General features: G+C 74.4%; 21 protein-coding genes and 1 riboswitch. Of the genes, 14 read left to right on the forward strand and 7 right to left on the reverse strand.

Going from position 1 to position 26,511, the window contains the following annotated elements:
* Positions 1-145: 145 nt before the first annotated feature.
* Positions 146-2,131 (forward strand): substrate-binding domain-containing protein, encoded by a 1,986-nt coding sequence (locus ACFV4N_RS05030; RefSeq protein WP_499671192.1) that lies wholly within the window; start codon positions 146-148, stop codon positions 2,129-2,131.
* Positions 2,131-3,375, forward strand: coding sequence for an extracellular solute-binding protein (locus tag ACFV4N_RS05035; protein WP_499671193.1), 1,245 nt, complete (start codon positions 2,131-2,133; stop codon positions 3,373-3,375). The genes ACFV4N_RS05030 and ACFV4N_RS05035 overlap by 1 nt, the downstream gene beginning before the upstream one ends.
* On the opposite strand, the gene pnuC is transcribed toward ACFV4N_RS05035, so the two are convergent.
* Complete coding sequence (pnuC, locus tag ACFV4N_RS05040) at positions 3,372-4,001, reverse strand: nicotinamide riboside transporter PnuC (protein WP_499671264.1); 630 nt, start codon at positions 3,999-4,001, stop codon at positions 3,372-3,374. The two genes, ACFV4N_RS05035 and pnuC, sit on opposite strands and share 4 nt — an antisense overlap.
* Positions 4,002-4,063: 62 nt before the next feature.
* A riboswitch (FMN riboswitch) is annotated at positions 4,064-4,187 on the reverse strand.
* A 110-nt stretch (positions 4,188-4,297) separates the two neighbouring features.
* Here pnuC and ACFV4N_RS05045 point away from each other — a divergent pair.
* Positions 4,298-5,545, forward strand: a complete 1,248-nt coding sequence (locus tag ACFV4N_RS05045; RefSeq protein WP_499671194.1) for a phytase — start codon at positions 4,298-4,300, stop codon at positions 5,543-5,545.
* 467 nt (positions 5,546-6,012) lie between these two features.
* Here the strand turns inward: ACFV4N_RS05045 and ACFV4N_RS05050 are convergent, their stop codons facing one another.
* Entirely contained in the window at positions 6,013-7,530 is a 1,518-nt protein-coding gene (locus tag ACFV4N_RS05050) for an alpha/beta hydrolase (protein ID WP_499671195.1), read from the reverse strand.
* Positions 7,531-7,648: 118 nt separating this feature from the next.
* On the opposite strand from ACFV4N_RS05050, the gene ACFV4N_RS05055 reads away from it, so the two are divergent.
* From ACFV4N_RS05055 to ACFV4N_RS05080, 6 genes are all read left to right on the forward strand, one after another.
* Positions 7,649-8,944, forward strand: a complete 1,296-nt coding sequence (locus tag ACFV4N_RS05055; protein ID WP_499671196.1) for a PucR family transcriptional regulator — start codon at positions 7,649-7,651, stop codon at positions 8,942-8,944.
* 189 nt (positions 8,945-9,133) lie between these two features.
* Positions 9,134-10,078, forward strand: coding sequence for an ACP S-malonyltransferase (locus ACFV4N_RS05060; RefSeq protein ID WP_499671197.1), 945 nt, complete (start codon positions 9,134-9,136; stop codon positions 10,076-10,078).
* On the forward strand, positions 10,075-11,052 hold the full coding sequence (locus tag ACFV4N_RS05065; protein WP_499671198.1) for a beta-ketoacyl-ACP synthase III: 978 nt from the start codon (positions 10,075-10,077) through the stop codon (positions 11,050-11,052). Before ACFV4N_RS05060 ends, ACFV4N_RS05065 begins: the two co-directional genes overlap by 4 nt.
* A gap of 61 nt (positions 11,053-11,113) precedes the next feature.
* Positions 11,114-11,353: an acyl carrier protein gene (locus ACFV4N_RS05070; protein ID WP_499671199.1), complete on the forward strand. Its 240-nt coding sequence runs from the start codon at positions 11,114-11,116 to the stop codon at positions 11,351-11,353.
* Positions 11,350-12,585, forward strand: a complete 1,236-nt coding sequence (locus ACFV4N_RS05075; RefSeq protein WP_499671200.1) for a beta-ketoacyl-[acyl-carrier-protein] synthase family protein — start codon at positions 11,350-11,352, stop codon at positions 12,583-12,585. Before ACFV4N_RS05070 ends, ACFV4N_RS05075 begins: the two co-directional genes overlap by 4 nt.
* A 24-nt stretch (positions 12,586-12,609) precedes the next feature.
* Entirely contained in the window at positions 12,610-14,040 is a 1,431-nt protein-coding gene (locus tag ACFV4N_RS05080; RefSeq protein WP_499671201.1) for an acyl-CoA carboxylase subunit beta, read from the forward strand.
* 301 nt (positions 14,041-14,341) lie between these two features.
* Here the strand turns inward: ACFV4N_RS05080 and ACFV4N_RS05085 are convergent, their stop codons facing one another.
* Positions 14,342-14,920, reverse strand: coding sequence for a hypothetical protein (locus ACFV4N_RS05085; RefSeq protein WP_499671202.1), 579 nt, complete (start codon positions 14,918-14,920; stop codon positions 14,342-14,344).
* Positions 14,921-15,419: 499 nt separating this feature from the next.
* Here ACFV4N_RS05085 and lanKC point away from each other — a divergent pair, with 499 nt between their 5' ends.
* The 4 genes from lanKC (at position 15,420) to ACFV4N_RS05105 (ending at position 21,602) form a co-directional block, all read left to right on the forward strand.
* A complete protein-coding gene (gene lanKC / locus ACFV4N_RS05090) occupies positions 15,420-17,981 on the forward strand; it encodes a class III lanthionine synthetase LanKC (RefSeq protein ID WP_499671203.1) in 2,562 nt (853 codons plus the stop codon).
* Positions 17,982-18,020: 39 nt separating this feature from the next.
* A complete protein-coding gene (locus tag ACFV4N_RS05095) occupies positions 18,021-18,185 on the forward strand; it encodes a SapB/AmfS family lanthipeptide (RefSeq protein WP_499671204.1) in 165 nt (54 codons plus the stop codon).
* Positions 18,186-18,312: 127 nt separating this feature from the next.
* Positions 18,313-19,905: an ABC transporter ATP-binding protein gene (locus tag ACFV4N_RS05100; RefSeq protein WP_499671205.1), complete on the forward strand. Its 1,593-nt coding sequence runs from the start codon at positions 18,313-18,315 to the stop codon at positions 19,903-19,905.
* Positions 19,905-21,602 carry an ABC transporter ATP-binding protein gene (locus tag ACFV4N_RS05105; RefSeq protein ID WP_499671206.1) on the forward strand — a complete coding sequence of 566 codons (1,698 nt, stop codon included), beginning with the start codon at positions 19,905-19,907 and terminating at the stop codon, positions 21,600-21,602. Before ACFV4N_RS05100 ends, ACFV4N_RS05105 begins: the two co-directional genes overlap by 1 nt.
* 17 nt (positions 21,603-21,619) lie before the next feature.
* Here the strand turns inward: ACFV4N_RS05105 and ACFV4N_RS05110 are convergent, their stop codons facing one another.
* Positions 21,620-22,123, reverse strand: a complete 504-nt coding sequence (locus ACFV4N_RS05110; RefSeq protein ID WP_499671207.1) for a DUF3145 domain-containing protein — start codon at positions 22,121-22,123, stop codon at positions 21,620-21,622.
* 434 nt (positions 22,124-22,557) lie between these two features.
* Here ACFV4N_RS05110 and ACFV4N_RS05115 point away from each other — a divergent pair, with 434 nt between their 5' ends.
* On the forward strand, positions 22,558-23,802 hold the full coding sequence (locus ACFV4N_RS05115; protein WP_499671208.1) for a hypothetical protein: 1,245 nt from the start codon (positions 22,558-22,560) through the stop codon (positions 23,800-23,802).
* Positions 23,803-23,818: 16 nt separating this feature from the next.
* Here ACFV4N_RS05115 and ACFV4N_RS05120 read toward each other — a convergent pair whose 3' ends face one another.
* The 3 genes from ACFV4N_RS05120 to ACFV4N_RS05130 all read right to left on the reverse strand — a co-directional run bounded on the left by ACFV4N_RS05120 (position 23,819) and on the right by ACFV4N_RS05130 (position 26,405).
* Positions 23,819-24,190, reverse strand: coding sequence for a hypothetical protein (locus ACFV4N_RS05120; protein ID WP_499671209.1), 372 nt, complete (start codon positions 24,188-24,190; stop codon positions 23,819-23,821).
* 118 nt (positions 24,191-24,308) lie between these two features.
* Entirely contained in the window at positions 24,309-25,670 is a 1,362-nt protein-coding gene (locus tag ACFV4N_RS05125; RefSeq protein ID WP_499671265.1) for a dihydrolipoyl dehydrogenase family protein, read from the reverse strand.
* Positions 25,671-25,724: 54 nt separating this feature from the next.
* Complete coding sequence (locus ACFV4N_RS05130) at positions 25,725-26,405, reverse strand: TetR/AcrR family transcriptional regulator (RefSeq protein WP_499671210.1); 681 nt, start codon at positions 26,403-26,405, stop codon at positions 25,725-25,727.
* Positions 26,406-26,511 lie beyond the last annotated feature (106 nt).

Consider the following 26,511-nt stretch of genomic DNA (forward strand, 5'->3'; position numbering starts at 1 on the left):
GAGGGGCGTGGTCCGAACGGGCCACGCCCCTCGGCGTGTCCGCAGTAGTGCGGCCCGACCAGCGCGAACTCCGCCGAACCCGGGCGGCGGGTGTGATCCTCCCCATAGACTCGGGCGCACAGCCCAGCGTCCAACGAGGGGTCGGATGGGGACGCCGCAGCACGCCCTGCACCGCACGGTGCTGGCCGTCGACGTGTCCGGCTTCAGCAGGCGGACCCGCAACCGCCAGGAAGAGGTCCGCCGCGGCCTGTACGACGCGCTGGAGACCGCGTTCGCCGAGTGCGGCCTCGACTGGTCGGCGACCCACCACGAGGACCGCGGCGACGGCGCGCTGGTGCTGATCCCGCCGAGCGTGCCCAAGAGCCGGGTGGTCGGCGCCCTGCTGTACGCGCTGGCGGGCGAGCTGCGCCGCTACAACGCCACCCGCGCCGAGGACGCCCGCATCCGGCTGCGGATCTCGGTGACCGCGGGCGAGGTGCAGCACGACGCGCACGGCGTGGTGGGCGACGAGGTCAACCTGGCGTTCCGGCTGCTGGACTCGGCGCCGCTGCGGGAGGCGCTGGAGCGCGCGCCCGGCGTGTTCGCGCTGATCGTGTCGCGCCGGTTCTTCGAGGACGTCATCCGCGACGACCCGGCCGCCGACCCGGACGCCTACCGCCGCGTCGAGGTGGGGGTCAAGGAGTTCCGCGGCCAGGCGTGGCTCCGCGCGCCCGACGGCGGCCCGCCGCCCGGTCCGCCGCGACCGCGCACCCGCCACCGCCGCAAGCGCGGCAGGCCCGGCCGGCCGGCGGGGGCCCTGGTCCTGGCGCTGCTCGCGGCGACCGCCACCCACGCGTTCGCCGCCGTGCCGGTCGAGGCGCCGCCGTGCCCCACGCCGGTGCAGCTCAACGTGCTCACCTCGGCGGAGAAGGAGCGGGTGGTCACGGGTGTGGCGGTGGAGTTCGAGAAGGAGTCCCGCGAGTTCACCCCGCACGGCTGCAAGGGCGTGAGCGTGCAGGTGACCACGGGCGGCTCGGCGCGCGAGGCGGCCGACGCGCTCAGCCGGGGCTGGCAGGAGGCGGACCACGTCCCGCAGGGCACCGAGCCGCACGTGTGGCTGCCCGACGCCTCCTTCGAGGTCGCCGGCGTGCTGGGCGCCATGGAGGAGGGCGCGCGGCTGAGGCTGGACCACCGCGCGTCGATCGCCCGGTCGACCGTGGTGCTGGGCGCGTCCGCGGAGCTGGCCGAGCGGGTCGAGGAGGACGACCGGGAGTTCCTGTGGCCGTCGGTCGCGCAGGCGCGGCTGGTCGAGCCCGACGCCTCGTCCGGGGCGGGCCTGGCGGCGGTCGCGGCGCTGGCGCGCGCCGAGCTGGGCGGGGCGGCGCTGGACGCGCCCGACGCGCCGCTGCGGCTGCGCGGGGCGGCGCGGCGCACGACGGACGCGCCGCCGTGCCGGGGCGACGTGGTCCTGGTGGCGTCGGAGAAGGTCGTGGCGGACCACGAGGACTGCCGGCTGCTGTACCCGCGCGGCGCGGGCGTGGCGCTGGACCACCCGTTCGTGGTGGTGGAGCGCACGGACCTGCCGCCCAACGAGCGCCGGCGGCGCGTGGTGGAGCGGTTCGAGGAGCACCTGCGGTCCGACGAGGCGCAGGCGGCGATGCGGCGGGCGGGCTTCCGCGCCGCGAACGGCACGCCGGGGCTGGTGGGCGACCCGCGGTCGCGGGTGCCGGGCGAGGAGGTCGAGGTGCCGGACGGGGAGGCGCTGTACCGGGCCTGGGAGGCGGCGTCGCGGCCGGTGACGGTCGCGCTGGCGGTGGACGGGGCGGGCGCGGGGGTGGTGGCCGCGCTGGAGCGCCTGCTGACGCCCCGGGACCGGCTGGTGCGGCTGCCGCCGGCGGGCGGGGTGCTGGAGGACGCGGTGCGCGCGGGGGCGAAGGTGGCGGTGCTGGTGTCGGCGGGGCCGGTCCCGCCGGTCGACCCCGGCACGAGCGGGCCGGTGCGCGTGGTGGCCGTCGGGCTCGCCGAGGGCGCCTGCGCGCCCACCACGGCTCTGTACGCGGCCGCCAAGGCCCACGGCGGCGGCTGTGCGGAGACGAGCCCGCAGGACGCGCTGGAGGCCGTGGCGCGGGGTGTCTGGGGAGGGACGACGTGATGCGCCTGCTCGTGGCCCTGACGCTGCTCCTGGCGGCCTGCGCGGGCTGCTCGGGCGTCCCGGCCGACCGGGCCGACGACGAGGGCCCGATCACGTTCGTGGACGGGCTGGACACCTCGGCCGGCCGGCAGGTCCACCGACTGGTGGAGCGGTGGAACGCCGCGAACCCCCTGGAGCCGGTCAAGTTCGTGGAGATGTCGAACTCCACGGACATCCACCGGGCCCAGCTGATGACGCGGGCCCAGGACCTGGCCGGCGTGCGCGAGGGCTACGAGGACCGCTGCTACGACGTGATGAACCTGGACACCGTGTGGACGCCCGCGTTCGCCGAGTCCGGCCACCTGGTGCCCCTGCCCGCCGACGAGTTCGGCGCGGACCGGATGCTGCCCCAGGCCGTGGACCAGCTCCGGGTCCGGCACGACGAGGGGCGGCTGTGGGCCGTGCCGTGGCGGGTGGACGCCGGGTTCCTGTTCTACCGCCGGGACGTGCTCGAGGCCGAGGGCGAGGACCCGCCGCGCACCTGGGCCGAGCTGCGGCGGCTCGCGGTGGAGGTCGCGCCGAAGCACCACCTGGCCGGGTACGTCGGGCAGTTCGCCGACTACGAGGGCCTGGTGGTCAACGCCGTGGAGGCGATCTGGGCCAACGGCGGCGACCCGCTGCACCCCGATCGGCCGGAGGCCAAGGCCGGGGTGGAGTTCCTGGCGCGCGGTTTCGAGCAGGGGTGGATCCCCCCGGAGGCGACGGACTACCGCGAGGAGGAGAGCCGCAAGGTGTTCCAGGCCGGGAAGGCGCTGTTCATGCGGAACTGGCCCTACGCGCGGCCGCTGCTGGAGGAGCCGGGGTCGGCGGTGGCCGGCAGGTGGGACGTGGTGGCGCTGCCCGGTCCGAGCGCGCTGGGCGGCTGGAACCTCGCGGTGTCGCGGTGCTCGACCCACCAGCGGACCGCGCGCGAGTTCATCCGGTTCCTCGCCCGCGAGCAGACCCAGCGCGAGCTGTTCCGGGACGCCGGGTGGGCGCCGAGCCTGGCCGGGCCGTACCCGACGGGCGGCGCGGCCCTCCCCGGGCAGTCCCTGCTCGGGGAGGTGGTCCGCACCGCCCTGCCGCGACCCACCTCCGCCTACTACGACGAGCTGACCAGCGTCATGCGGGAACGCCTCCGGCTGTCGCTGGCCGAACCGTCCGCCATCGACGGGTTGATGGACGACCTGGCCGAACGGGTGCAGGAGGTGCGCGAAGGGCGTTAGGCGGGTTCCTGGGCCTGGGTCCGCGCCGTGGCCGCGGACCGCTTGGCCTCCCGGTTCCAGTCGATCCAGCCGCGGATCACCAGCACCGCGAAGACCACGTAGACGGCCGCGCTGAAGTACAGGCCGGACTGGAGCTGCAACGGCACGCCGATCGCGTCGACCACCAGCCAGACCAGCCAGAACTCCACCAGGCCCAGGCCCTGGAGGGTGAAGGCGAGCACGGTGCCGATGAAGAACGCGGCGTCCGGCCACGGCGCCCGGCTGGCGTCGAATGCCTGGAGGAGCAGCGCGAACGCGACCGTGCCGCCCGCGAAGGCGCCCAGCACGGCCAGCCGCTCCCGGGTGGTGCCCTTGCGGACCACCACGCCGAAGACGGGGTCGCGCCGGCGGGTCCACGCCCACCAGCCGTAGAGCGTGATCAGGGCGATCACCACCTGCCGCGCGGCCGTGCCGCCCAGGTGGACCGACACGTAGACGACGAACAGCAGCGTCACCGACGTCAGCTGCACCGGCCAGGTCCACAGCGAGCGGCGCTGCGCCAGCCAGACCACGACCAAGGCGAAGACCTGACCGGCGAACTCGAGCCAGGAGACCTTCTGGCCGAGCACCGTGAAGCCCTGCTCCATCAAGACGTGCACCGCGTCCTCCCTCTGCCGACAGGCCGGTCCGGGGCAGGGCACGCCAACGGCACGCGCGCCTCCCCTCCGGACTTTCACCGTCGGCCCCGGGGTTCCACCGGGTCAACCGCCCTGGCGGGCGGGTCGCGGGCTGTCACCGCCGGTTCGGACTTCCACCGAGCCCCGGAGCGCATGTCTGCTCACCGCGTCGAACACCGGCGCGCCCCCCGGTGTTCCCCCGGTGAGCAACGGCACAGAACTCGTGGTTCGACTGCCGTACACCGGGCGCGCCTAGCCTGCGCCGAATGCGAATCCTGCTGGTGGCCGCCCTGGCCCCGTTGCTGCTCGCCGCCGCCCCCGCCGAGGGGGTGGTGGTGCCGGTGGCGCAGACGCGAGCCTTCGCGGACGACGCGTCCGGCGCGCCCGCGAACGCCGACGCCGACGACCCGGCCGTGTGGGTGCACCCCCGTTCCGCTGAGCGGAGCGTGGTGCTCGGGACGCTGAAGAAGGGCGGGCTGGCGGCGTTCGACCTGTCCGGCCGCACCCTCGGCCTGTACCCGGCGCCCGCCGCGCCGTCGCCGGGCGCCGCGCCCGGCCGGTACAACAACGTGGACGTGCTCAGCCGGGTGACCGTCGGCGGGCGGGCGCGCGACCTGGCGTTCGTCAGCGACCGCGGGCGGGACAGGGTCCGGGTCTACGAGGTCGACGGGCGCGGCTCGGCGGCGGGCGCGGGCGTGCTGCGGGACGTGACCGACCCCGCCGCGCGGCCGGTGTTCTCCGGCTCCGAGGCCGAGGTCGACGACCAGCGCACGGCGTACGGGCTGGCCGCCGGGTTCGTCGGGCGCACGCCCGTGGTCGTGGCGAGCCGGCGCAACGAGACCCGGCTGGCGCTGCTGCGCGTCGTGCCGGCCGCCGGCGGCTCGGTGGGCACCTCGGTGGCGGCGACCCTGGACCTGCCCTCGTCGTTCCCGCTGCCCGGCGGCGGGGTGTGGGCGCCGTGCGGCGAGCCCGGCGAGGGCCCGCAGCTGGAGGGCATGGTCGTGGACTCCCGGCACCGGGTGCTGTACGCGGCGCAGGAGGACGTGGGCGTGTGGCGGATCCCGCTGCGGCCGTCCGGGTTCGGCGAGCCGGTGCTGGTGGACCGGGTGCGTTCCTTCGGGGTCCCGCAGACCTACGACCCGGTGACCGAGGAGTGCGCGGTGTCCGGGCCCGACCCCGGCGTCGGCGGCCGGGTGCTGGAGGCGGACGCGGAGGGGCTGACCGTGGCGGACGGCTACCTGGTCGCGTCCAGCCAGGGCGACTCGCGGTTCGCGGTCTACGAGCGGACCGGGCGCAACCGGTACGTGGGGTCGTTCGCGGTGGGCGCGGGCCGGGGCAACGACTCGGTGGAGCACTCGGACGGCGCGCACGTGGTGACCGCCGACCTGGGGCCGCGGTACCCGGAGGGGCTGCTGGTCGTGCACGACGGCGAGCGCAGGCCGGCCGTCGGGGAGGCGGACACGACCGGGTTCGCCTACGTGAGCTGGGCCGACGTGCTGGACGAGCTGGACTGAGCCGGACCTGACCTGGCCGGGTCGGGTCGGGTCGGACTGCCGGAGGCCCTGCCGGCCGGGGCCTCCGGCGCCTGCCGGCTTCGGGGCGCCGGCTTCCGAGGGGTCGGCGGGGCCGGCTCCCGGCCTGGCCCGTCGGTGGTCCCCGGGTCGTACCGCGTCGTCACGCGATACGCCCCGCGACCGGATCGTGTCGCAGTGCCCGTCACCCGGCAACCTGAAGTGCCCGCACGAAAGGGTGACTGGCATGGCGGATCCCGCGTGGACAGTCCAGAGTGGAGGTACCGGTGGGGACCGGGGAGAGGGAAACGCTCGGCGCGGTCTGACCGCGCCGAGCGTTTTCACGTCTCACCGGCTCGACCGCGGCGACGGCGGGCCGGGCAGCACGGCGAACAGCGGCCGGGCGACCTCGTGGAAGTCGCCCGGCCGCTCGCCCTCCCGGGGTCCCGCCCCGGAACCCGGGCCCCGTCTCAGAACCTCAGGCCGATGCCCAGGGCGTCCAAGTAGGACCGGAGCCTCAGCGGCGAGCCGGCGCCGCCCTCGCTCGGTCGCGGCTCACCCGGGCAGGTCGAGCTGCTGGGCGGCAGGACGCCGTCGACGAGGTAGCGGTCCACCGCCCGGTTCACGCACCTGTTCCCGGAGCCGTAGATGCCGTGCCTGCCCTCGTCGAGCACGGTGATCAGGTTGTGGCCCAGCGCGGACGCCATTGCCGGGCCGCCCTCGTACTGCGTCTGCGTGTCGCCCTCGGCCTGGACGATCACGCCGACCGGGTAGCCGTCGCGCTTGAGCTTCACCGGGGGCTCCGGCGGGGTGAACGTGCGATAGGCGCAGGTCGTGGGCGCGGCCCGCGCCACGCCGAAGCCGTACGGGTAGCGGTCGCGGAAGACCCGCATGTCCTCGTAGTAGGTCTCCGGGTCCGTCGGCCAGTCGACCTCGCAGGTCACCGTGTTGAACACGCCCGAGACCAGCTCGTCCTCGGCGGAGCGGGCCATCATCAGCGCCGTCTCGGTCGGCGAGCCGGCGCGGAGCTTGGTCACCGCGTCCGCGAGGTCCGCCCACAGTGGACGGTAGCGGGTGCCCACGCCCATCGCCGCGTCGAACTCGGTGCGGGTGTGGTCGGCGATGGGTCGCTGCGCCAGCGACGCCGCCACGCCCTCGACGTTGGCCATGACCTCCTCGACCTCGACGCCGAGGCGGAAGTGGTCGTCGCGCTGGGCCACCCACTCCGCCCAGGACTCGACGTTGCGCCGCACCGCGACGGCCTGCTGCAGGAACTGCTCGCGCCAGATCCACTCCGGGTGCACCGACGAGTCCAGCACGCTGCGGTCGAGGTGCCGCGGGAACAGGCTCCCGTAGACCGCGCCGAGGTAGGTGCCGTAGGAGTAGCCCAGGTAGTTGATCTTCTCCTCGCCCAGGACCGCGCGCACCACGTCCAGGTCGCGGGCGGTGTTCGCGGTGTTGATGAAGGGCCGGATGCCGCCCGCCGAGCGCCGGCACCCCTCCTCGGCGGCGTGGGCCTCGGCCGCCCACTTCGGGAAGTCCTCGTCCTTCGGCCGGCTCTCGGCGACGACGAGGTCCGGCACGGTGTTGCAGGTCAGCGCGGTGGAGCCGCCGACGCCGCGCGGGTCGAACCCGATCAGGTCGTAGACCTTCGCCACCCCCGACTTGGCCAGGAAAGTGGGCATCCCCAGGCCCGAGCCGCCGGGACCGCCGGGGTTGAGCACCAGCACGCCGCGCCGCCGCGCCTGGTCCTCGGCCTTGCGGCGGCTGATCAGCAGCGAGATCCTCTCCGCGGCCGGCCGGGAGTAGTCCAGCGGCAGCACCAGGTCCGCGCACTCCAGGCCGTCGCGACAGGGTTTCCAGGTGAGCTCCTGGGCGTGGAACTCGGCGAGCGGGTCGATGCGACCCTCCCCCGCCGACGTGCCGACCGCGGTCGCCAGCACCGCGGCGAGCACCAGGCCTACCGACATGAACCTGCGCACGTCCATCCTCCCGACCCGAGTCCCGACTGCTCCGAACGCCACCGAAGGTAGGGCGATCGGAGCACAGCGTCAGGTCGAGTCACTCGTTTGTGTCGTCCTGTGGAGCACGTGCGATCGTGGGGCCATGACCAGGCCATCCGGGACCAGCCCGTCCGCTGACGGCCCGCCCGGGGAGGACGCGGCGGGAGTCGACGCGGCGGGGGGTGACGCGGCGGGTGGCGGCGCGGCGGGGGGCGGCTCGTCCGGTGTCGGCCCGACCGTCCTGTCGCCGGACACGCTGCGCGCGCTGCAACGCGCGTCGGGCGACCTGGCCGCGGCGAGCGTGGCCGAGATGGAGTCGCGCCTGCCCTGGTTCCGGCGGATGCCCGCCGACCAGCGGGCCGGGGTGCAGCTGCTCATCCAGAGCGGCGTCGCCGGTTTCGTGTCCTGGCTGCACGACCCGCAGCAGGCGATCCGGCTGACCGCGGAGGCGTTCCGGTCCGCGCCCAAGGACATCTCCCGCTGGGTGAGCCTGCGGCAGACCGTGGAGCTGGTGCGGATCGCGCTGGAGCTGTTCGAGCGGCAGCTCCCGCGGCTGGCGCGCGGCGACGCCGAGCGCGCCCTGCTCAACGAGGGCGTGCTGCGGTACGGGCGGGAGATCGCGTTCTCCGCGGCCACCTCTTACGCGGCCGCCGCCGAGGCCAGGGGCGCGTGGGACGCCCGGCTGGAGGCGCTGGTCGTGGACGGGATCGTGCGCGGTGACGCCGAGGAGTCGCTGCTGTCCCGCGCCACCGCCCTGGGCTGGGACCCGGCGGCCGAGGCGACCGTGCTGGTGGGCAACCCGCCGTCGGACGACCCGCCCGCCGTGGTCTACGAGGTGCGCAGCCGGGCGGCCCGGATCGGGCGGCAGGTGCTGCTGAGCGTGCAGGGCTCGCGGCTGGTGGTGCTGCTCGGCGGCGAGACCGGGCGGGGCGACGCGCTGGCGCGCATCTCCGAGGCGTTCGGGGCGGGGCCGGTGGTGGCGGGCCCGACCGTGGACAGCCTCGCCGACGCGCACCGCAGCGCGAGCGACGCGCTGTCCGGCCTGCGCGCCGTGGTGGGGTGGCCCGCCGCGCCGCGGCCGGTGCGGTCGCTGGACCTGCTGCCGGAGCGGGCGCTGGCGGGCGACCCGGAGGCCGAGTGGCAGCTGGTGGACCGCATCGCCCGGCCGCTGGAGGAGGCGGGCGGCTCGCTGCTGGCGACCGTGGACGCCTTCCTGGAGGTCGGCGGCGTGCTGGAGGCGTGCGCGCGGGCGCTGTTCGTGCACCCCAACACGGTCCGCTACCGGCTGCGGCGCGCCACCGAGCTGACCGGGCGCAACGCCAACGACCCCCGTGACGCGCTGGTCCTGCGCGTGGCGCTGTCCGTGGGGCGGCTCGCGCGGGCCCGCGGGCTGTGGTGACCCCAGGGGTCCCGGTGTGATCCACGCCTCACGAACGACGTGAGGCGGCATGAGCCGCGATCCACAACACGCAACGTGCGTCAACGCTCATCCGCGAGTCACTTTTGTAGAGACCCTACAACTGCCGCTGCGTGGATTCGTCCGTGACGGCATCCCGGTGGAGCGAGTCGACCGTGTTCAGTTGGGGACGTGATCGCGCTCCTAGCCCCCGGACAGGGGTCCCAGACACCCGGCATGCTCGCCCCCTGGCTCGAACTCGACGGGGCCGCCGAGCAGGTCGCGGCGTGGTCCGAGGCCACCGGCCTGGACCTGGCGCGCCTGGGCACGACCGCCGACGCGGACGAGATCAAGGACACCGCGGTCACCCAGCCGCTGGTGGTCGCCCTGGCCCTGCTCGCGCACGAGGAGCTGCGGCGACGGGTCGAGCTGCCCGCGGACACCGTCGTGGCCGGGCACTCGGTCGGCGAGCTGGCCGCCGCCGCGATCGCGGGCGTGCTCGGCGCCGACGACGCGGTCGCGCTGGCCGCCGTGCGCGGCGCCGAGATGGCCGCCGCCTGCGCGCTCGCCCCCACCGGCATGGTCGCCGTGCTCGGCGGCGAGCCCGACGAGGTGCTGGCCCGGCTGGACGAGCTGGGCCTGGTCGGCGCGAACCGCAACGGCGCCGGCCAGGTCGTGGCCGCCGGCCCGTTGGAGGTCCTCGACGAGCTGGTCGCACAACCACCCGGTCGGGCGAAGGTCCGCAGGCTCCAGGTCGCGGGCGCGTTCCACACCGGGTACATGGCCCCCGCCGAGGAGGCGCTGCGGGCGCGGGCCGAGGGCATCGCGGTCTCCGACCCGGTGCTGCCGCTGCTGTCCAACGCCGACGGCGCGGTGCTCACCGACGGCGCCGAGGTGCTGGGCCGGCTGATCTCCCAGGTGACCCGCCCCGTGCGGTGGGACGCCTGCCAGGCGACCATGGCCGGGCGGGGGGTGTCCGCGGTGGTGGAGCTGCCGCCCGCGGGCGCGCTGACCGGCCTGGCGAAGCGCGAGCTGAAGGGCACCCCCACCTTGGGCCTCAAGACCCCCGAACACCTCGACCAGGTCGCGGAGCTGGTCGCCGCGGCGCAGCCCGTCGGGACGGGGGCCGCGCGATGACCGCGTTCGCCACGCCCGCCGGCGCGACCGGCAGCCGCATCACCGGCCTGGGCAGCTACCAGCCCGACACCGTGGTCAGCAACCACGACCTGGCCCTCCGCATGGAGACCTCGGACGAGTGGATCCGCGACCGGGTCGGCATCGCCAACCGGCGGGTCGCCAAGCCCGACGAGCTGCTGGTCGACATGGCCGTGGAGGCCGGCGCCAAGGCGGTGGCCGACGCGGGGCTGGCCCCGTCCGACGTCGGCGCGGTCATCGTGGCCACCTGCACCATGCCGTCGCCGATCCCGAACGCCGCGGCGCAGGTCGCGGAGCGGATCGGGGTCAGGGCCGCGCCCGCGTTCGACCTGAACGCCGCGTGCGCGGGCTTCTGCTACGCGCTGGCCACCGCCTCCGACATGGTCCGCGCGGGCACCGCCGACCACGTGCTGGTGATCGGCGCGGAGAAGCTGACCGACTGGGTCGACCCGGTGGACCGGTCCACCGCGATCATCTTCGCCGACGGCGCGGGCGCCGCCGTGGTCAGCCGGGCCGACGAGCCCGGCATCGGCCCGGTGGCGTGGGGCAGCGCGGGCGACCTGGTCGACATGATCCAGATCAAGGACCGCGACTCGTTCATCTTCCAGGAGGGCCAGTCGGTCTTCCGGTGGGCCACCACGCAGATCGCGCCGGTCGCGCTGCGGGCGGTCGAGCTGTCCGGCGTCGAGCTGTCCGACGTCGACGTGTTCGTGCCGCACCAGGCGAACCTGCGCATCGTCGAGGCCATCGCCAAGCGGTTGCGGGCGAAGGGTGCGCGTGAGGACCTCGTGGTCGCACGTGACATCGTGGACTCCGGCAACACCTCGTCCGCTTCGATCCCGCTCGCGCTGGACCACATGCGCGCGGCGGGTGAGGTTCGCAGCGGTGACGTGGCGCTGCTCGTCGGCTTCGGGGCGGGCCTGTCCTACGCCGGACAGGTCGTCCGGCTGCCGTGATCATCCAGGACTCCGGTGTGGGAACCACCAGCCGGGCGCAGCGAGAGGGAAGGGATTTTCAGTGAGCAACGAGGACATCCAGAAGGGGCTCGCCGAGATCGTCGAGGAGGTCGCCGGCGTCGAGGCGGCCGACGTGACGGCCGACAAGTCCTTTGTGGACGACCTGGACATCGACTCGCTGTCCATGGTGGAGATCGCCGTGCAGGCCGAGGACAAGTTCGGCGTGAAGATCCCGGACGACGAGCTGGCCAACCTCAAGACCGTGGGCGATGCGGTCAACTACATCGCCACCAACGCATGACGAATAGCAACGACGTCGTCGTCACCGGGCTGGGTGCCACCACCCCGCTCGGTGGCGACGTCGCCACCACCTGGGACGCCCTCCTGTCCGGCCGCAGCGGCGTGCGCACGCTCACGGCCGACTTCGTCGAGAAGTACGACCTGCCGGTGAAGATCGGCGCGCCGCTCGTGGTCGACCCGACCGAGGTGCTGCCGCGCGTCGAGGCGCGCCGGCTGGACCGCTGCGAGCAGGTCGCCGTGGTCGCCGCCCGCCAGGCGTGGGCCGACGCCGGGTTCGGCGAGGACGACGTCGACCCCGAGCGGCTCGGCGTCGTGGTCGGCACCGGCATCGGCGGCGCGATGACGCTGCTCGACCAGGACGACCTGATCGAGAACGGCGGCCTGCGCAAGGTCTCGCCGCTGACCGTGCCCATGCTCATGCCCAACGGCCCGGCCGCGCACGTCGGCCTGGACCTGAAGGCGCGGGCGGGCGTGCACGCGCCGGTGTCGGCGTGCGCGTCGGGCGCCGAGGCGCTGGCCTGGGCGTGGCGGATGCTGAAGGCTGGCGAGGCGGACGTGGTCGTGGCCGGTGGCGCGGAGGCGTGCATCACCACGATCACCATGGCGGGCTTCATCCAGGCCCGCACCATGAGCACCCGCAACGACGACCCCGAGGCCGCGTCGCGCCCGTTCGACGTGGACCGGGACGGCTTCGTGCTCGGCGAGGGCGCCGGGATCCTGGTGCTGGAGCGCGAGGAGTTCGCCAGGGCCCGCGGCGCGCGGATCTACGGCAGGCTCGCGGGCATCGGCACCAGCTCCGACGGCCACCACATCACCGCGGCCGACCCCGAGGGCATCGGCCAGTCGCGGGCCATCGCGGCGGCGCTGCGCACCGCGGGCGTCGACAAGGCGGACGTGGGCCACGTGAACTGCCACGCGACGTCCACCCCGGTGGGCGACGTGATCGAGCCGCAGGCCGTGCGCCGGGCGATCGGCGACCACCCGGTGCTGACCGCGCCGAAGGGCAACCACGGTCACCTGCTGGGCGCCTCGGGCGCGGTGGAGGCCATCACCACGCTCCTGTCGGTCCGCGACGGGGTCGTGCCGCCGACGCTCAACCTGAAGAACCAGGACCCGAGGGTGGAGCTGGAGGTCGTCACCGGGGAGCCGCGCAAGATCGACCTGGTCGCGGCGGTGAACAACTCCTTCGGTTTCGGCGGCCACAACGTCTCGCTCGTCTTCACCCAGGTCTGACCAGCCCGTTCGAGGAGTTCCACGATGACTGCCCTCGCGTCCCCACCGGCGATCCCGGGGGCGGTCGGGGAAACCGACCCGCGCGACCCCGAGGTCCGGCTCGCCCTGTTGCTGGACCCCGGTTCGGTCGCGCCGCTGCGCCCCCGCGACGGCAGCGGCGTGCACGCCGTGCGCGGGCGGATCAACGGCACCCGGGTGGTGGCCTACTGCAGCGACGCCACCCGCATGGGCGGCGCGCTCGGGTCCGAGGGCTGCCGGCACATCGTGGAGGCGATCGACACCGCGGTGCGCGAGCGCACCCCGGTGATCGGGATCTGGCACTCCGGCGGCGCGCGGCTGCCGGAGGGCGTGGAGTCGCTGGACGGCATGGGCCAGATGTTCGCGGCGATGATCCGGGCGTCCGGGCGCGTGCCGCAGGTCTCCGTGGTGGTCGGCCCGGCGGCCGGCGGCGGCGCCTACGGGCCCGCGCTGACCGACGTGGTGATCATGGCGCCGGCCGGCAAGGTCTTCGTGACCGGGCCGGACGTGGTGCGCTCGGTGACCGGCGAGCGGATCGACATGGACGGGCTGGGCGGCGTGGAGGCGCACGGGCGCAAGTCCGGCGTGGTGCACGTGGTGGCGGACGACGAGCCCGACGCGTACCTGCGGGCCCGGCGGATCACCGGCCTGTTCGCCCAGCCCGGCGTGTTCGACCTGCGCTCCGTGCCGGACGGTGACGACCTGCGGGCGTTGCTGCCGGACCGGCCGCAGCGGGCGTACGACGTGAAGCCGCTGGTGCGGGCGATCCTGGACACCGGGTCGTTCGAGGAGCTGCAGGCGAAGTGGGCGCCGAACGTCGTGGTCGGCCTGGGCCGGCTCGGCGGGCGCGCGATCGGCGTGATCGCGAACAACCCGATCCGCAAGGGCGGCTGCCTGGACTCGCTGTCGGCGGAGAAGGCGGCGCGGTTCGTGCGGATGTGCGACGCGTTCGGCGTGCCGCTGCTGGTGCTGGTGGACGTGCCGGGGTACCTGCCGGGCGTGGGCCAGGAGTGGGACGGCGTGGTGCGGCGGGGCGCGAAGCTGCTGCACGCGTTCGGCGAGGCGGTCGTGCCGCGGGTCACCCTGGTCACCCGGAAGTCCTACGGCGGCGCCTACATCGCCATGAACTCCCGTTCCCTCGGCGCCACGGCGGTGTTCGCCTGGCCCACGGCCGAGGTCGCGGTCATGGGGGCGAAGGCGGCGGTCGGCATCCTGCACCGCAAGAAGCTGGCCGCGGTGGAGGACCCGACCGAGCGCGAGGCCCTGCACGCCGATCTCGTCGAGGAGCACGAGCGCATCGCGGGCGGCGTGGACCGGGCGCTGGCCATCGGCGTGGTGGACGAGGTCGTGGAGCCCACCCGAACCCGCCGCAAGCTGGCCGAGGCCCTGGCCGCGGCCCCCGCCGGCCGGGGCGCCCACAACAACATCCCCCTGTAACACCGCCGGCAGCACCGCCCTGCGCGCCACCCGGTGGCGCAGTGGCGCAACACCGCTTCGCGATGGGGTCGCTCATGTCGGGGGGCGGCCCCATCGCGACGTCTCCCCGCGCCTCCAGGCGTCCTGAACACGCAACTCGCGCGCTCCGAACGTACGACTCACCGGTCCTGGACGTACGACTCGCGATGCCTGAGTGGAGGACACGCGGTGTCGGAGTGGAGGACACGCCGGGGGTTGCGCGTGTCCTCCGGTCCGGTGTCGCGTGTCCTCCGGTCCGGCACGGTGAGGTGCGCGGTGGGGGTCAGCAGGCGGTGAACTGGGAGGTTGAGCCCTCGGTGCCCAGGTCCACGCGGAGGGCGCCGTCCTCGGCTTGGAGCGGGTAGACGACCCGCCAGTGGATGCAGTCGGCCTGGAGCTCGGCCGGGGCCTTGGCCACGTCCTGGGTGCTGGTGAAGGTCATGAGGACCCGCAGGCGGTCGGGGTCCACCGACTCGACTCGGTGGACGAGGATCGTGCCGTCGCGCGAGCTCTCGTAGTCGGACAGCCAGCGGGACCTGGGGGTCTCGTTCACGCGGCGCGCGGTGACGGTCGTGGTCCACAGGTCGTAGTCGAGGCTGTTGATCGCGTCGAAGAACTGCTGGAGCACCTCGCGCACGCGCGGGCCGTCCGGGTGCATCGAGGCGTCGATGCTCAGCTGCACGACCCCGCCGCCCGGCTGCTCGTCGCGCGGCACGGAGGCGGACGACCCGGTGCTCGGCACGGCGATCTGGTCGCCCTGCGCCGGCGCGGGCCGCCGGTACACGTCGCGGGCGAGCACGCCGGCGCCGGCGGTGGCGGCGACGACCACCAGCACGAGGGGCAGCAGCAGGCGCGGTTGCACGTCCCGAGCGTGCCACAGGCCCCGCCGCGACCCACAATCACCCGGAAGTCGCAGCACCTTCCCCGAACTTTGCGGTTTGAAGGCGCGCGGCGGACACGCCGAATGCCCCGGATGCGCAAATTTTCAACCCATTCACACCCCATCGGGGCATTACCGTAGTTATTGCGCCCGCCGTCCCCCGATGGGAGCAACCGGACACCGTCCGTACACCAAACCGCAATATAGCGGAGACGGCAGCGAAACCCCTGGTTAACCAGCCGGCCGAACAGAACCTCACGGTTCCGTTTAGCGGCAACCGGGTGACCTTCTCCGCTTTCAGGTGAGATGAAACCTGGCATCCGGGTGAACCGCATGGGCCAATGACCACCTGTCGTGCCTAACTACGCAGGATGGTGTCGCACGGATGGACGCGCCAACTCCCCGATCTGGTGGATTGTTGGCCGCCAGCCGACATGCGGGAATATGCCGGTCGCAAAAAATCGCAGGGAGGCGAATTCCCGTGGATCTCCGCTATGAGGCTTACTGCTTCGCGGACCGCCTCTTCTACGACGTGCAAAGCCAGGACGAAACCGTCCCGGACGATTTCTCCCAGGTGCTGCCGCCGGTGCCCGAGGGCTGGACGCAGGCCGACCGGAACATCTGGCGCCACGTCCACCCCAACGGCGTGGTGCTGCCGAAACAGGGTTGGAAGATCCACGTTTCGGCGACCGTCGTGAACGCGGGCGAGGTGCTGCTCGCCTCCTTCGCGTACCTGGTCGAGCGCCGGATCCCGTTCAAGTACCTGCGCACGCGGTCGATCGTCCTGGCCCGCAACTCCAAGTACGCCCCGCGCGAGGCCAGCGGCAAGCTCATCACGATCTACCCGGCCGACGAAAGCGAGCTGGAGCGCGTCCTCACCGAGCTGTCGGAAATCCTCAAGGGCCAAGCGGGCGCCTACATCCTCAGCGATCTCCGCTACGGCGCCGGCCCGCTGTTCGTCCGCTACGGCGGGTTCGTCGAGCAGTGGTTGGAAAAGGACGGCAAGCGCGTGCTGGCCATCGAGGGCCCGGACGGCGCGCTCGTGCCCGACCAGCGCAAGCCCGTGTTCTGGGTGCCCGACTGGGTGAAGGTGCCCGCTTTCCTGGAGGAGCACCTGGCCGCCCGCCGCGCGGGCGGCGCCGAGGAGTTCCCCTACCGGGTGCTCCGCTCGCTGCACTTCTCCAACGGCGGCGGCGTGTACGAGGCGGTGCGCAAGTCCGACGACCTGAAAGTGGTGCTCAAGGAGGCCCGGCCGCACGCCGGCCTGGACCGGGAGAACACCGACGCGGTCGCCCGGCTCCGCCGCGAGCACGACGTCCTGACCAGGCTCGCAGGCGTCCCCGGCGTGCCGCAGGTGTTCGAGCGCTTCACCGCGTGGGAGCACGAGTTCGTGGCCATGTCCGAGGTGCCCGGCCGCCCGCTGGGCCAGTGGCTCGGCCACAACTACCCGCTCACCCACCACGAGGTCTCGGACGAGGCGGTCACCGCCTACACCGAGCGCGCGCTCGAGCTGGTCGCCGAGGTCGAGCGGATCCTCGACCAGGTGCACGAGCGCGGCGTGGTGTTCTGCGACCTGCACCCGCTCAACGTCCTGGTGGACGACGACGACTCCGTCTCGCTGATCGACTTCGAGCTGGCGTTCGGCGTCGAGGAGGACCGCAAGCCCACGCTCGGCTCGCCGGGCTTCCAGGCGCCGCCGGACCGCAGCGGCTTCGAGATCGACGAGCACGCCCTGGCCGCGCTGCGCCTCTACCTGTTCCTGCCGCTCAACGCGGTGGTCGAGCTGGCGCCGGTGAAGCTGCGGGCGCACGTGGACTTCATCCGGGACCGGTTCGGCCTGTCCGACGAGTACTGCGACCGCATCCTCGCCGGCCTGACCCGCCGCACCGCGGAGCCGACCGACCGCATGTCGACCGCGACGGCCAGGGCGATGGCGTCGATGACGGCGGACGTGGCGTGGCCCGACCTGCCGGTGCTGCTCAAGATGGTCGCCACGGCCGTCCTGGCCAGCGCCACCCCGCACCGCGCCGACCGCCTGTTCCCCGGCGACGTGGAGCAGTTCGAGACCGGCGGCACGACCTTCGGCTACGGCGCGGCCGGCGTGCTGCACGCGCTGGACACCGCCGGCCAGGGCCGGTTCCCCGACCACGAGCGGTGGCTGCTGGACGCGGTGCGCCGCGAGCCGCCCAAGGAGCCCGGTTTCGTCACCGGCGCGCACGGCGTCGCGCACGTGCTGGAGAACTTCGGCCACCACGACCTGGCCGAGGAGGTCGTGCGGAGCTACGCGCCGATGGTCCCCGACACCGAGGACCACGGCTACAGCTCCGGCCTGTCCGGCATCGGCCTCAACCTGCTCCACTTCGCCAAGACCCGCGGCGACGAGGGGTACGCCGCGCAGGCGGTGGAGCTGGGCGAACGCCTGGCCGCCGCGCTGGCGACCGTCGAACCGCCCGGTGACAAGGCCCGCGCGGGCCTGGAGCACGGCTGGTCCGGCCCCGCGCTGCTGTTCCTGCGCCTGTTCGAGCACACCGGCGACCGGCGCTGGCTGGACACCGGCGTCACGGCGCTGGAGCGGGACCTGGCCGAGACGATGATCGCGCTGGACGGCTCGACGCAGGTCCGGGACGGCAACTTCCGCTCCCTGCCCTACGTCGGCATCGGCAGCGCGGGCATCGCCCTGGTGCTCAACGAGTTCCGCCTCGTCGCGCCGGACCTGCCGGTCGTGGCGAAGCTGCCGGAGCTGGTCGGGAGCGCCACCGGCGAGTTCGTCGTCCAGCCCGGCCTGATGCTGGGCCGGTCGGGCCTGCTCGCCACCCTCGCCCACGCGGACGGGCCGCGGCGCGCCATCGACCGGCACGTGGCGTCGCTGGCCTGGCACGCCATCCCCTACCAGGACGGACTGGCCTTCCCCGGCATCCAGCTCCGGCGGTTGTCGATGGACCTGAGCACCGGCGGCGCGGGCGTGCTGCTGGCGCTGGCCACCGTCGCGAACGGCACCCCCGTGCTGCCGTTCCTCACAGCCCCGACCCTCCCGGGTCGGTAGCAGTAACCCTTTCCGAAATCCCCCGAAAGAGGAGTCATCATGGACTTCATCCTCGACCTGCAGGACCTGGAGACCCCCGAGGCCCAGTCGCACGCGATGGCGTCGGGCGGCAGCGGCGGCGGTGGCGGCGGCAGCACCACGGCCTCCAACCTCTCCGTGCTGGGCGTCTGCAGCCACTCCACCCTGAGCCTGCTGGCCTGCTGAACCAGTTCTGCGGCGATGCCGCACGCGGGTGAGCGGCGCAGGCGAAGTGCGCCGCTCACCCGGTCACCGCGGGGGCTCGACGGCATGCCGTCGGGCCCCCGCACACATGATGCGCCGAGGAGCCGAGATGACGCTTCCCCCGGTCGTGCGCCGCGACCCGCGCTGGCTGCTGCTGGCGGTCAACGCGCTGCTCGCGACCACCGCGGGGCTGCTGCTGCCGTCCGCGCTGGCCGCGGCCGTGGACGCGGCGCTGGCCGGTCGGCCGGCGGGCGCCGCCGTGCTGTGGCTGGTCGGGCTGGCCGTGGTGGAGCTGGTCGGCGACGCGGTCGGCGTCGTGCTGGCCGCCTCGATCACCGCGCGCGGCGCGGCGTGGCTGCGGCGTCGGCTGACCGCGCACCTGCTGGCGCTGGGCCACCCGGCGCGGTTCGAGGCCGGTGACGCGGTGAGCAGGCTGACCGGCGACAGCGCCTTGGCGGGCGGGATCGCGGTGCCCGCGGTGAACGTGGGCGTGTCGGTGCTGACCGCGGCGGGCGCGGTGGTGGCGCTGGCGCTGATGGACTGGCGGCTCGCGGCGGTGTTCCTGCTCAGCGTGCCGCTGGCGACCCTGCTGGTGCGCTCCCACCTGCGGCTCACCGCCTCCGACGTGGCGACCTACCAGGAGGTGTCCGGCGAGCTGTCCGCGCGGCTGGTGGACGCCGTCGGCGGCCTGCGCACGATCGCCGCCTCCGGTCGCGCCGACCAGGAGGCCGAGCGGGTGCTGCGGCCGCTGCCCCGGCTGGCGACCGCCGGCGCGGGCATGTGGCGCACCCAGGCCCGGATGATCTGGCGCGCGGGCCTGCTGCTGCCCGCGGTGGAGCTGGCCGTGCTGACCGCCGCCGGGTTCGGCGTGGTCGCGGGCCGGCTGAGCGTCGGCGACGTGCTGGCGGCGCTGGGGTACGCGGCGCTGGGCATGGCGGTGGTCGGCCAGGCCACCGTGCTGACGAGCCTGCAACGCGCCCGCGCTTCCGCGGCGCGCCTCCAGGAGGTCTTCGACGCGCCCGTGCCCGAGGCCCCGTCGCCCGGGTCGGCCGCCACCGGCGAGGTGCGGCTGAGCGGCGTGTGCGTGCCGGACGCGCTCCACGACGTGGACCTGACCGTGCCCGCGGGCGCGTTCGTGGCCGTGGTGGGCCGGTCCGGCGCGGGCAAGTCCGCGCTGGCCGCGGTGATCGGCGGGCTGACCAGGCCGACGTCGGGGCAGGTGCGGCGCGGCGGGTCCGTCGGGTACGCGTTCGAGCGGCCCGCCCTGGTGGGCGCCACGGTCCGGGACGCGGTCCGGTACGGCACGCCGTCCGGTGACGACGAGGTGCGGGCGGCCTGCCTGGCCGCGCAGGTGCACGACGTGGTGGTGCGGCTGCCGCGCGGGTACGACACGCCGATGTCGGCGGCGCCCCTGTCCGGCGGCGAGGCGCAGCGGCTCGGCTTGGCGCGGGCGTTCGTGCGCGACCCGGACGTGCTGGTGCTCGACGACGCGACCGCGAGCCTGGACATGGTGACCGAGTCCACTGTGGAGCGCGCGGTGGAGTCGGCGCTGCCGGGGCGGACGCGGGTGGTGGTGACGCACCGGGCGGCGACCGCGCGGCGGGCGGACGCGGTGGTGTGGCTGGACGGCGGCCGGGTGCGCGCGGTCGCGCCGCACCGCGAGCTGTGGGACGACGAGGAGTACCGGGCGGTGTTCGGCTGATGGCCTACCTGCGGGCGTTGCGGGAACAGCGGCGCGGCGTCGCGGTGCTGCTCGGCTGGTCGGTGCTGGAGGGCGTGCCCGCGCTGCTGTCCGGGCGGCTGGTCGCCCTGGCCGTGGACCGGGGCTTCGCGGCCGGCCGGCCGTGGGTCGGGGTGGGCTGGCTGCTGGCGTTCGCGCTCGTCGCGGTGCTCGGCGGGTTCGGGCTGCGGCAGGTGTTCGCGCGACTGGGCGCGGTGGTCGAACCGCTGCGGGACGCGCTGGTGCGCGAGGTCGTGCGCGGCGTGCTGCGCGGCGGCTCGCACACCCGGCAGCCCGACGCGAGCGCGGTCGCCCGGATCACCCGGCACGTCGAGGTGGTGCGCGATGCGACCGCCGGCGTGCTGGTGCAGGCGCGGGCGCTGCTGGTGACCACGACCGCCGCGCTGGTGGGGCTGGCCGCGACGGTGTCGTCGCTGGCCTGGCTGGTGGTGCTGCCGGTGCTGGCGGCGCTGGTGCTGTTCGGGCTGCTGCTGCCGTCGCTGGCGCGCGGGCAGCGGCGGCTGGTGCTGGCCGACGAGGACGCCGCGGCCGTGGCCGGGACGGTGTTCCTCGGCGTGCGGGACGTGGTGGCCGTCGGCGGGGCCGGGCACGCGCTGGACGACGTGTCGGCGCAGGTCGACCGGCAGGCGTCGGCGACCGTGCGGATGGCGTGGGCGACCTCGCTGCGCGGGGTGGTGATCGCGCTGGGCGGGTTCGCGCCGCTGGCCCTGCTGCTGGTGGCGGCGCCCGCGATGGTGCGGTCCGGCGAGCTGAGCGCGGGCGAGGTGCTGGGCGCGGTGGTGTACCTGAGCACGAGCGTGCAGCCCGCGCTGCGCCGGTTGGCCGACACGGCGAGCACGGTGGTGCTGCGGCTGGTGGTGGCGCTGCGCCGGTTGGCGGAGGCCGCGCCGCCGGTCGACGAGCCCACCGGCGACGCGGTGCCCGCCGGGCACGCGGTGGAGCTGCGCGGGGTGACCTTCGGGTGGGGCGCGGGCGCCGAGCCGGTGGTGCGGTCGCTGGACCTGGTGCTGCCCGAGGGCGCGCACCTGGCCGTGGTCGGGCCGAGCGGCATCGGCAAGTCGACGCTGGCCGGGCTGGTCACCGGGCTGGTGGCGCCGCAGGAGGGCGAGGTGCTGCTCGGCGGCGCGCCGGTGCGGTCGGTGGCGCCGGCGCTGCGGCACCGGAGGATCGCGCTGGTGCCGCAGGAGACCTACCTGTTCACCGGCACCGTGCGGGAGAACCTGGCGCTGCTGGCGCCCGACGCGTCGGACGCCCGGCTGCTGGCGTCCGCGGCGGCGGTGGGCGCGTCGGGCGTGCTGGCTCGGCTGGGCGGCCTGGCCGGCGCGATCGGGCACGCGGGCGGCGGGCTGTCGGCGGGCGAGGCGCAGTTGCTGGCCGCGGCGCGGGTGCACGCCTGCGACGCGGACGTGGTGATCCTGGACGAGGCCACGTCGTCGCTGGACCCGGCGGCGGAGGCCGTGGTGGAGCAGGCGTTCGCGGCGCGCGGCGGCACGCTGGTGGTGATCGCGCACCGGCTGTCCTCGGCGCTGCGCGCGGACCTGGTGCTGGTGATGGACGGCGGCCCGCCGCTGCTGGGCCGCCACGACGAGCTGATGGCGGCCTCCGCGGCCTACCGGGACCTGATGGCCGCCTGGCAACCGGCGCCGACCGTCCACTGAGGACGGCCGGCGGCCGGTCAGCCCACGCGGTGCAGCCAGGTGACGGGAGCGCCGTCCCCGGCGCGCCGGAACGGCTCCAGCGCGTCGTCCCACGCCGCGCCCAGGATCTCGTCCACGCCGTGCGCGAACGACTCCCCGCCGCGGCTGCGCGCCGCCAAGGCCCGGAGCTGGTCCTCGGACACCACGATGTCGCCGTTGGCGCTGGTGCGCGCGTGCCACAGGCCGAGCACGGGCGCGAAGCAGTACCGCACGCCGTCCACGCCCGGACTCGGCTCCTCCGTCACCTCGAACCTGAGCATCGGCCACGCCCTGAGGGCGGACGCGAGTCGGGCCCCGGTACCGGCCTCACCGGTCCAGTTGCACTCGGCGCGCAACTGCCCTGGCGCAGCGGGCTGCGCCGCCCACTTGAGGTCCGCTCGCTCACCGAGGGTGCCCGAGATCGCCCACTCGACGTGCGGACAGACCGCAGACGGCGACGAGTGGACGTAGACCACGCCACTGGTCCTGCCACGGGTGCTCACAGCTGACCTCCGCTACTCGACGAGGGACGTCTTCCCCTACGACCTGCCGAGTCCCGCGGCGATCTTGTGAAATCCCGACTTGGTCATTCTGCCCGCTCAGGCACCGGTCCGCCAGAAGAACCAGCCCGTTCCTCACCCGGGCGGGTCAGATACAGGACTTTCGACCCGAATTCGCGACGCCCCCGTCACACCCGGGGGTTCCCCGGCTCACTTTCCGAGATCATCCGGACACGGTCACGTGATCGACTCGGCGGCCGGTTCCCGGCCGGTGGGGCGCGACCGCGCGGCCACCCGGAAGAGGTGCGCGCGTTCGGAGCAATGATCCACGTCCGATCAGGTGATACCAGTCACGCATCGTCAACACTCCCCCTGGGGAACGCCGCCCCGCACCCGACGGCGCTACCGTGTCTGCCCGTGTGGAACGGTGGAATGTCGTGCGGTTGATCCGGCTCGGGGCGGAACCCTCCAAGGTCGGCGCGGACGTGCGCGCCGCGCTGAGCACGTGGGGCAACGGCGACGCGGTCCTGGGCGGCATCGCGCTGCTCGGCGTGCGCCCGCCGGACTGCCCGCGCGACCTGGACGCCGTGGTCGTGCTGCCGCGCGGCGTGCTCGTCGTGGTCGGCGTCGACCTGCCCGACCCGGCGATGCGGCTGGAGGCGCCGCTGAACGGCCAGTGGCGCATCGACGGCTGGCCGCTGACCCGCCCGGACGGCGCGACGAGCCCCGCCGCCGAGGCGCTGGAGGCGAGCACCGCCGTCGCCCGGCGCATCCAGGACATGCGCGGCGAACCGCTGCCGGTGACCACGGTGGTGGCCGTCGGCCCGTACGTCGGCCAGGTCGTGCAGCCCACCGTCGACCTCAACCGGGGCGTGCGCGTGCTGCACCCCAAGCCGACCACGCTGCTCGCCGCCGCGCGCGAGCTGGCCACCAGCGACCGGCCCTGCTCGGCCGAGCACGCCGCCAAGCTCGTCGCCGTGCTCGCGCCGACCGGCCCGCCGCCGCCCCGGCAGCACCTGCTGGCCGAGGGCTTCTCCGACGCCGCCGCCGACCTGGCGTCGGCCAGCACGATGCTGCTGCCGAAGGTCGCCGCGCCGACGCGCCGCCGGACCCTGCCCTACCTGATCGCGGCGGTGGTGGGCGTGCTACTGGTCGTCGCGCTGATCGTGGCGCTGACCCCGGACGGCTCGTCGGAGGACTCGTCCGCGACCACCTCGACCTCGCCGCCGGCCTCGGTCGTCGTGGACGGCCGCACCTTCGCGCCGCGCGGCGCGGACCGGACCGAGGACTGCGCCGCGCACGCGTTCGGCGACGTGCGGGGGTGGCTGTCGGAGCACATGTGCATGCAGTTGCGGCGCGCCCAGTACGAGACCGCCGTGGACGGCCGCAAGGTGGGCGTCGCGGTCGCCGAGCTGAGCCTGCCCGACGCCAAGCGCGCCGGCGAGCTGCACGCGGTGGCGTCGACGGCGGGCGCGGGCGGGGTGGTGCCGCTGGTCCGGGAGGGCCGGAGCTGGCCGGGCGGACCGGCCTCGTTCGACCGGTCGTCGATCCGCTCGACGACCAAGGGCGGGCAGGTGCTCATCGCGCAGGCGGTGTGGGCGGAGGGCGAGTCCGACGCGGCCGACCCCGCGCTGGGGCAGGTCGCCGAGCAGGCGCTGCGGCTGCCCGCCGCGCAGCAGTAGCCGGGGCGGCGGGCGGTCAGCGGCCGGTGCGCACCATGCCGACCGCGATCAGGCCGAACGCCACGTGCAGCACGATCACCAGGCCCGCGATCGCGCTGAGCGATTCGGTGCCCGGTTGGCCCGCCACCAGTCCCCACGCGAACAGCCACCCGCCCAGCGCCGCGACGACGCCCGGCACCAGCACCGGCACCGGCACGTGGGCCAGGCAGAACAGCGCCGCCGACCGGGCGCGGAGCAGGGTGTGCAGGAACACCGGCAGCACCAGGAAACCCGGCAGGTCCACCGCGAGCGGCGTCCACCGGGGACCGTCGGGCAGGAACGTGGTCGCGATGACGAACGCGCACCACAGCACGGCGGCGGTCGTCAGGAACACGGTCCCTCTGCTCACGGCCGCAGTCTAATGAGACGCAGAGTGGTTTTACCTGTTCAGACGACCGATGGGGTGAGGGCGCTACGGCACTCGGACCACGGCGGACACGGTCCGCCGACCGGTGCCGCACGGTGCGTCAGAGGCCGTACGCCTCCAGCAGCCTCAGCCACACCTCGCTGATCGTCGGGTAGGCGGGCACCGCGTGCCACAGCCGGTCCACCGTGACCTCGCCGACCACCGCGATGGTGGCCGCGTGGAGCAGCTCGGCCACGTCGGGGCCGACGAACGTGACGCCGACCAGGGTGCGCGCGCGCTCGTCGACCACCATGCGCGCCTTGCCGCGGTAGCCGTCGGCGTGCAGGGACGAACCGGCGACCGCGATGTCCAGGTCCACCACGCGGACGTCCAGCCCCGCCTCGCGGGCCTCCGCCGCGGTGCGGCCGACCGACGCCACCTCCGGGTCGGTGAACACGACCTGCGGCACGGCGGTGTGGTCCGCCGTGGACACCGGCGCCGTCCACGGCTCGGGGTCCACCGCACCGGTGACGATGGCCGTGCCGACCGCGCGGGCCTGGTACTTGCCCTGGTGCGTGAGCAGCGCGCGCCCGGTGACGTCGCCCGCCGCGTACAGCCAGTCCACTCCGGACACCCGGCCGGTGTCGTCGACCGGCAGCGGCGCGCCCGCCTCGAAGCCGTACCGCTCCACGCCGAGGTCGGCCGTCGCCGGTCGGCGACCCGTGGCCACCAGCAGGTGGGAACCCTCCACCGACGAGCCGTCCGAGAGCGCGAGCGAGATCCCGGCGTCCGCTGTGGACGCACCGGTGGCCCTGACGCCGGTGACGAGGCGGACGCCGTCCTCGCGCAGGCCCTCGGCCACCAGGTCGCCCGCGAAGTCCTCGGCCTTGGGCAGCGGGCGCTCGCCGGACACGACCAGCGTGACCCGCGAACCCAGCCTCGCCCACGCCTGCGCCATCTCGACGCCGACCACGCCACCGCCCAGCACCACCAGCGAGGCGGGCGCCTCCTGCGCCGAGGTCGCCTCGCGGGAGGTCCAGTACGGCACGTCGGACAGGCCGGGCAGGGACGGGATCCGGGGCACGCTGCCGGTGCACACGACCACGGCGCGCGACGCGGTGAGCACCCGGCCGTCCACGTCGACCTGCCGCTCGCCCGCCAGCCGGCCACGACCGCGCACCACGGTCAGGCCCGCGCCCTCGGCCCACTCCACCTGACCGGAGTCGTCCCAGTCGGAGGTGAAACCGTTGCGCCGCTTCAGCACCGCCGCGACGTCGAGGCGGTCGCCGACGGGCACGCCCGGCAGGCGACGAGCGGCGGCGAGCGCGTGACCCGGGCGCAGCAGGGCCTTGCTCGGCATGCACGCCCAGTACGAGCACTCGCCGCCGACCCGCTCGAACTCCACCAACGCGGTCCGCAGACCGCCCGCGGCGGTCCGGGCGGCGGCGTTCTCTCCCACGGGTCCGCCGCCGATCACGATCACGTCGAAGTCGTCGCTCACCGGTCCAGCCCACACCACCCGGACCGATGCGGCAAGTCACGCGGGGTCGAACACTCCCGACAGCATCTCCAGGATCACGTCGTCCGCGGTGCGCAGCACCACCGGGCGTTCCTCCTCGCCCACCCTCTCGGCCAGCTTGAACATCGCGTCGGCCGTCTGCGCGGCCATCCGGAAGGTCAGGGTGACCGGAGCCCCACCCCGCACCTCGAAGCGGCGGACGAACAGGTCGCGCAACCGTTCGGCCATCAGCTCGTACTGGTCGACGGACGAGTCGAGCCGGTGCCCGTCGAGCAGGTCGCTGAACCGCACCCGGCCGAAACCCGGCAGGTCGGACAGCATCTTCAGGTAGACCGCGACCACCTGCTGGACGGCTTCCCGCCAGTCCTCGGCGAGGCGGTCCTCTGTGAACAGGGTTTCCACCCGACCGAGGTACTCCTCCATGCCGCGCAGCGCCAAGGCGTGCACGACAGAGCGCTTGTCGGAGAAGTATTGGTAGAACGATCCAATTGGCACGCCTGCGAGCTCGACGATCCGGGCGGTGGTGATGTCGTCGTAGTCGTACTCGTTGAGCAGCGTCGCGCAGGCATCGACAATGGCGGTCACCGTGGCGGCACCGCGCTGCTGAACGGGCTGACGCCGCATCACCTTGGCTAAGCGGTTTTCAGCGGGATTTTCATGCACGCACTCATCTTGATGGATACGGACCAGTAAGCCCAAACAGACGATTCCAGAATGTGATGTGAGGTTCGCTCGGTTGTCTGACCGGGATTGTTGGCGCGCAAAACTATTCCCGCCCAAAACGCCCTGACCACCAAAAACCGGT

Origin of the sequence: Actinosynnema sp. NPDC059797 (assembly GCF_042732085.1) — a bacterium.
Taxonomy (GTDB): domain Bacteria; phylum Actinomycetota; class Actinomycetes; order Mycobacteriales; family Pseudonocardiaceae; genus Actinosynnema.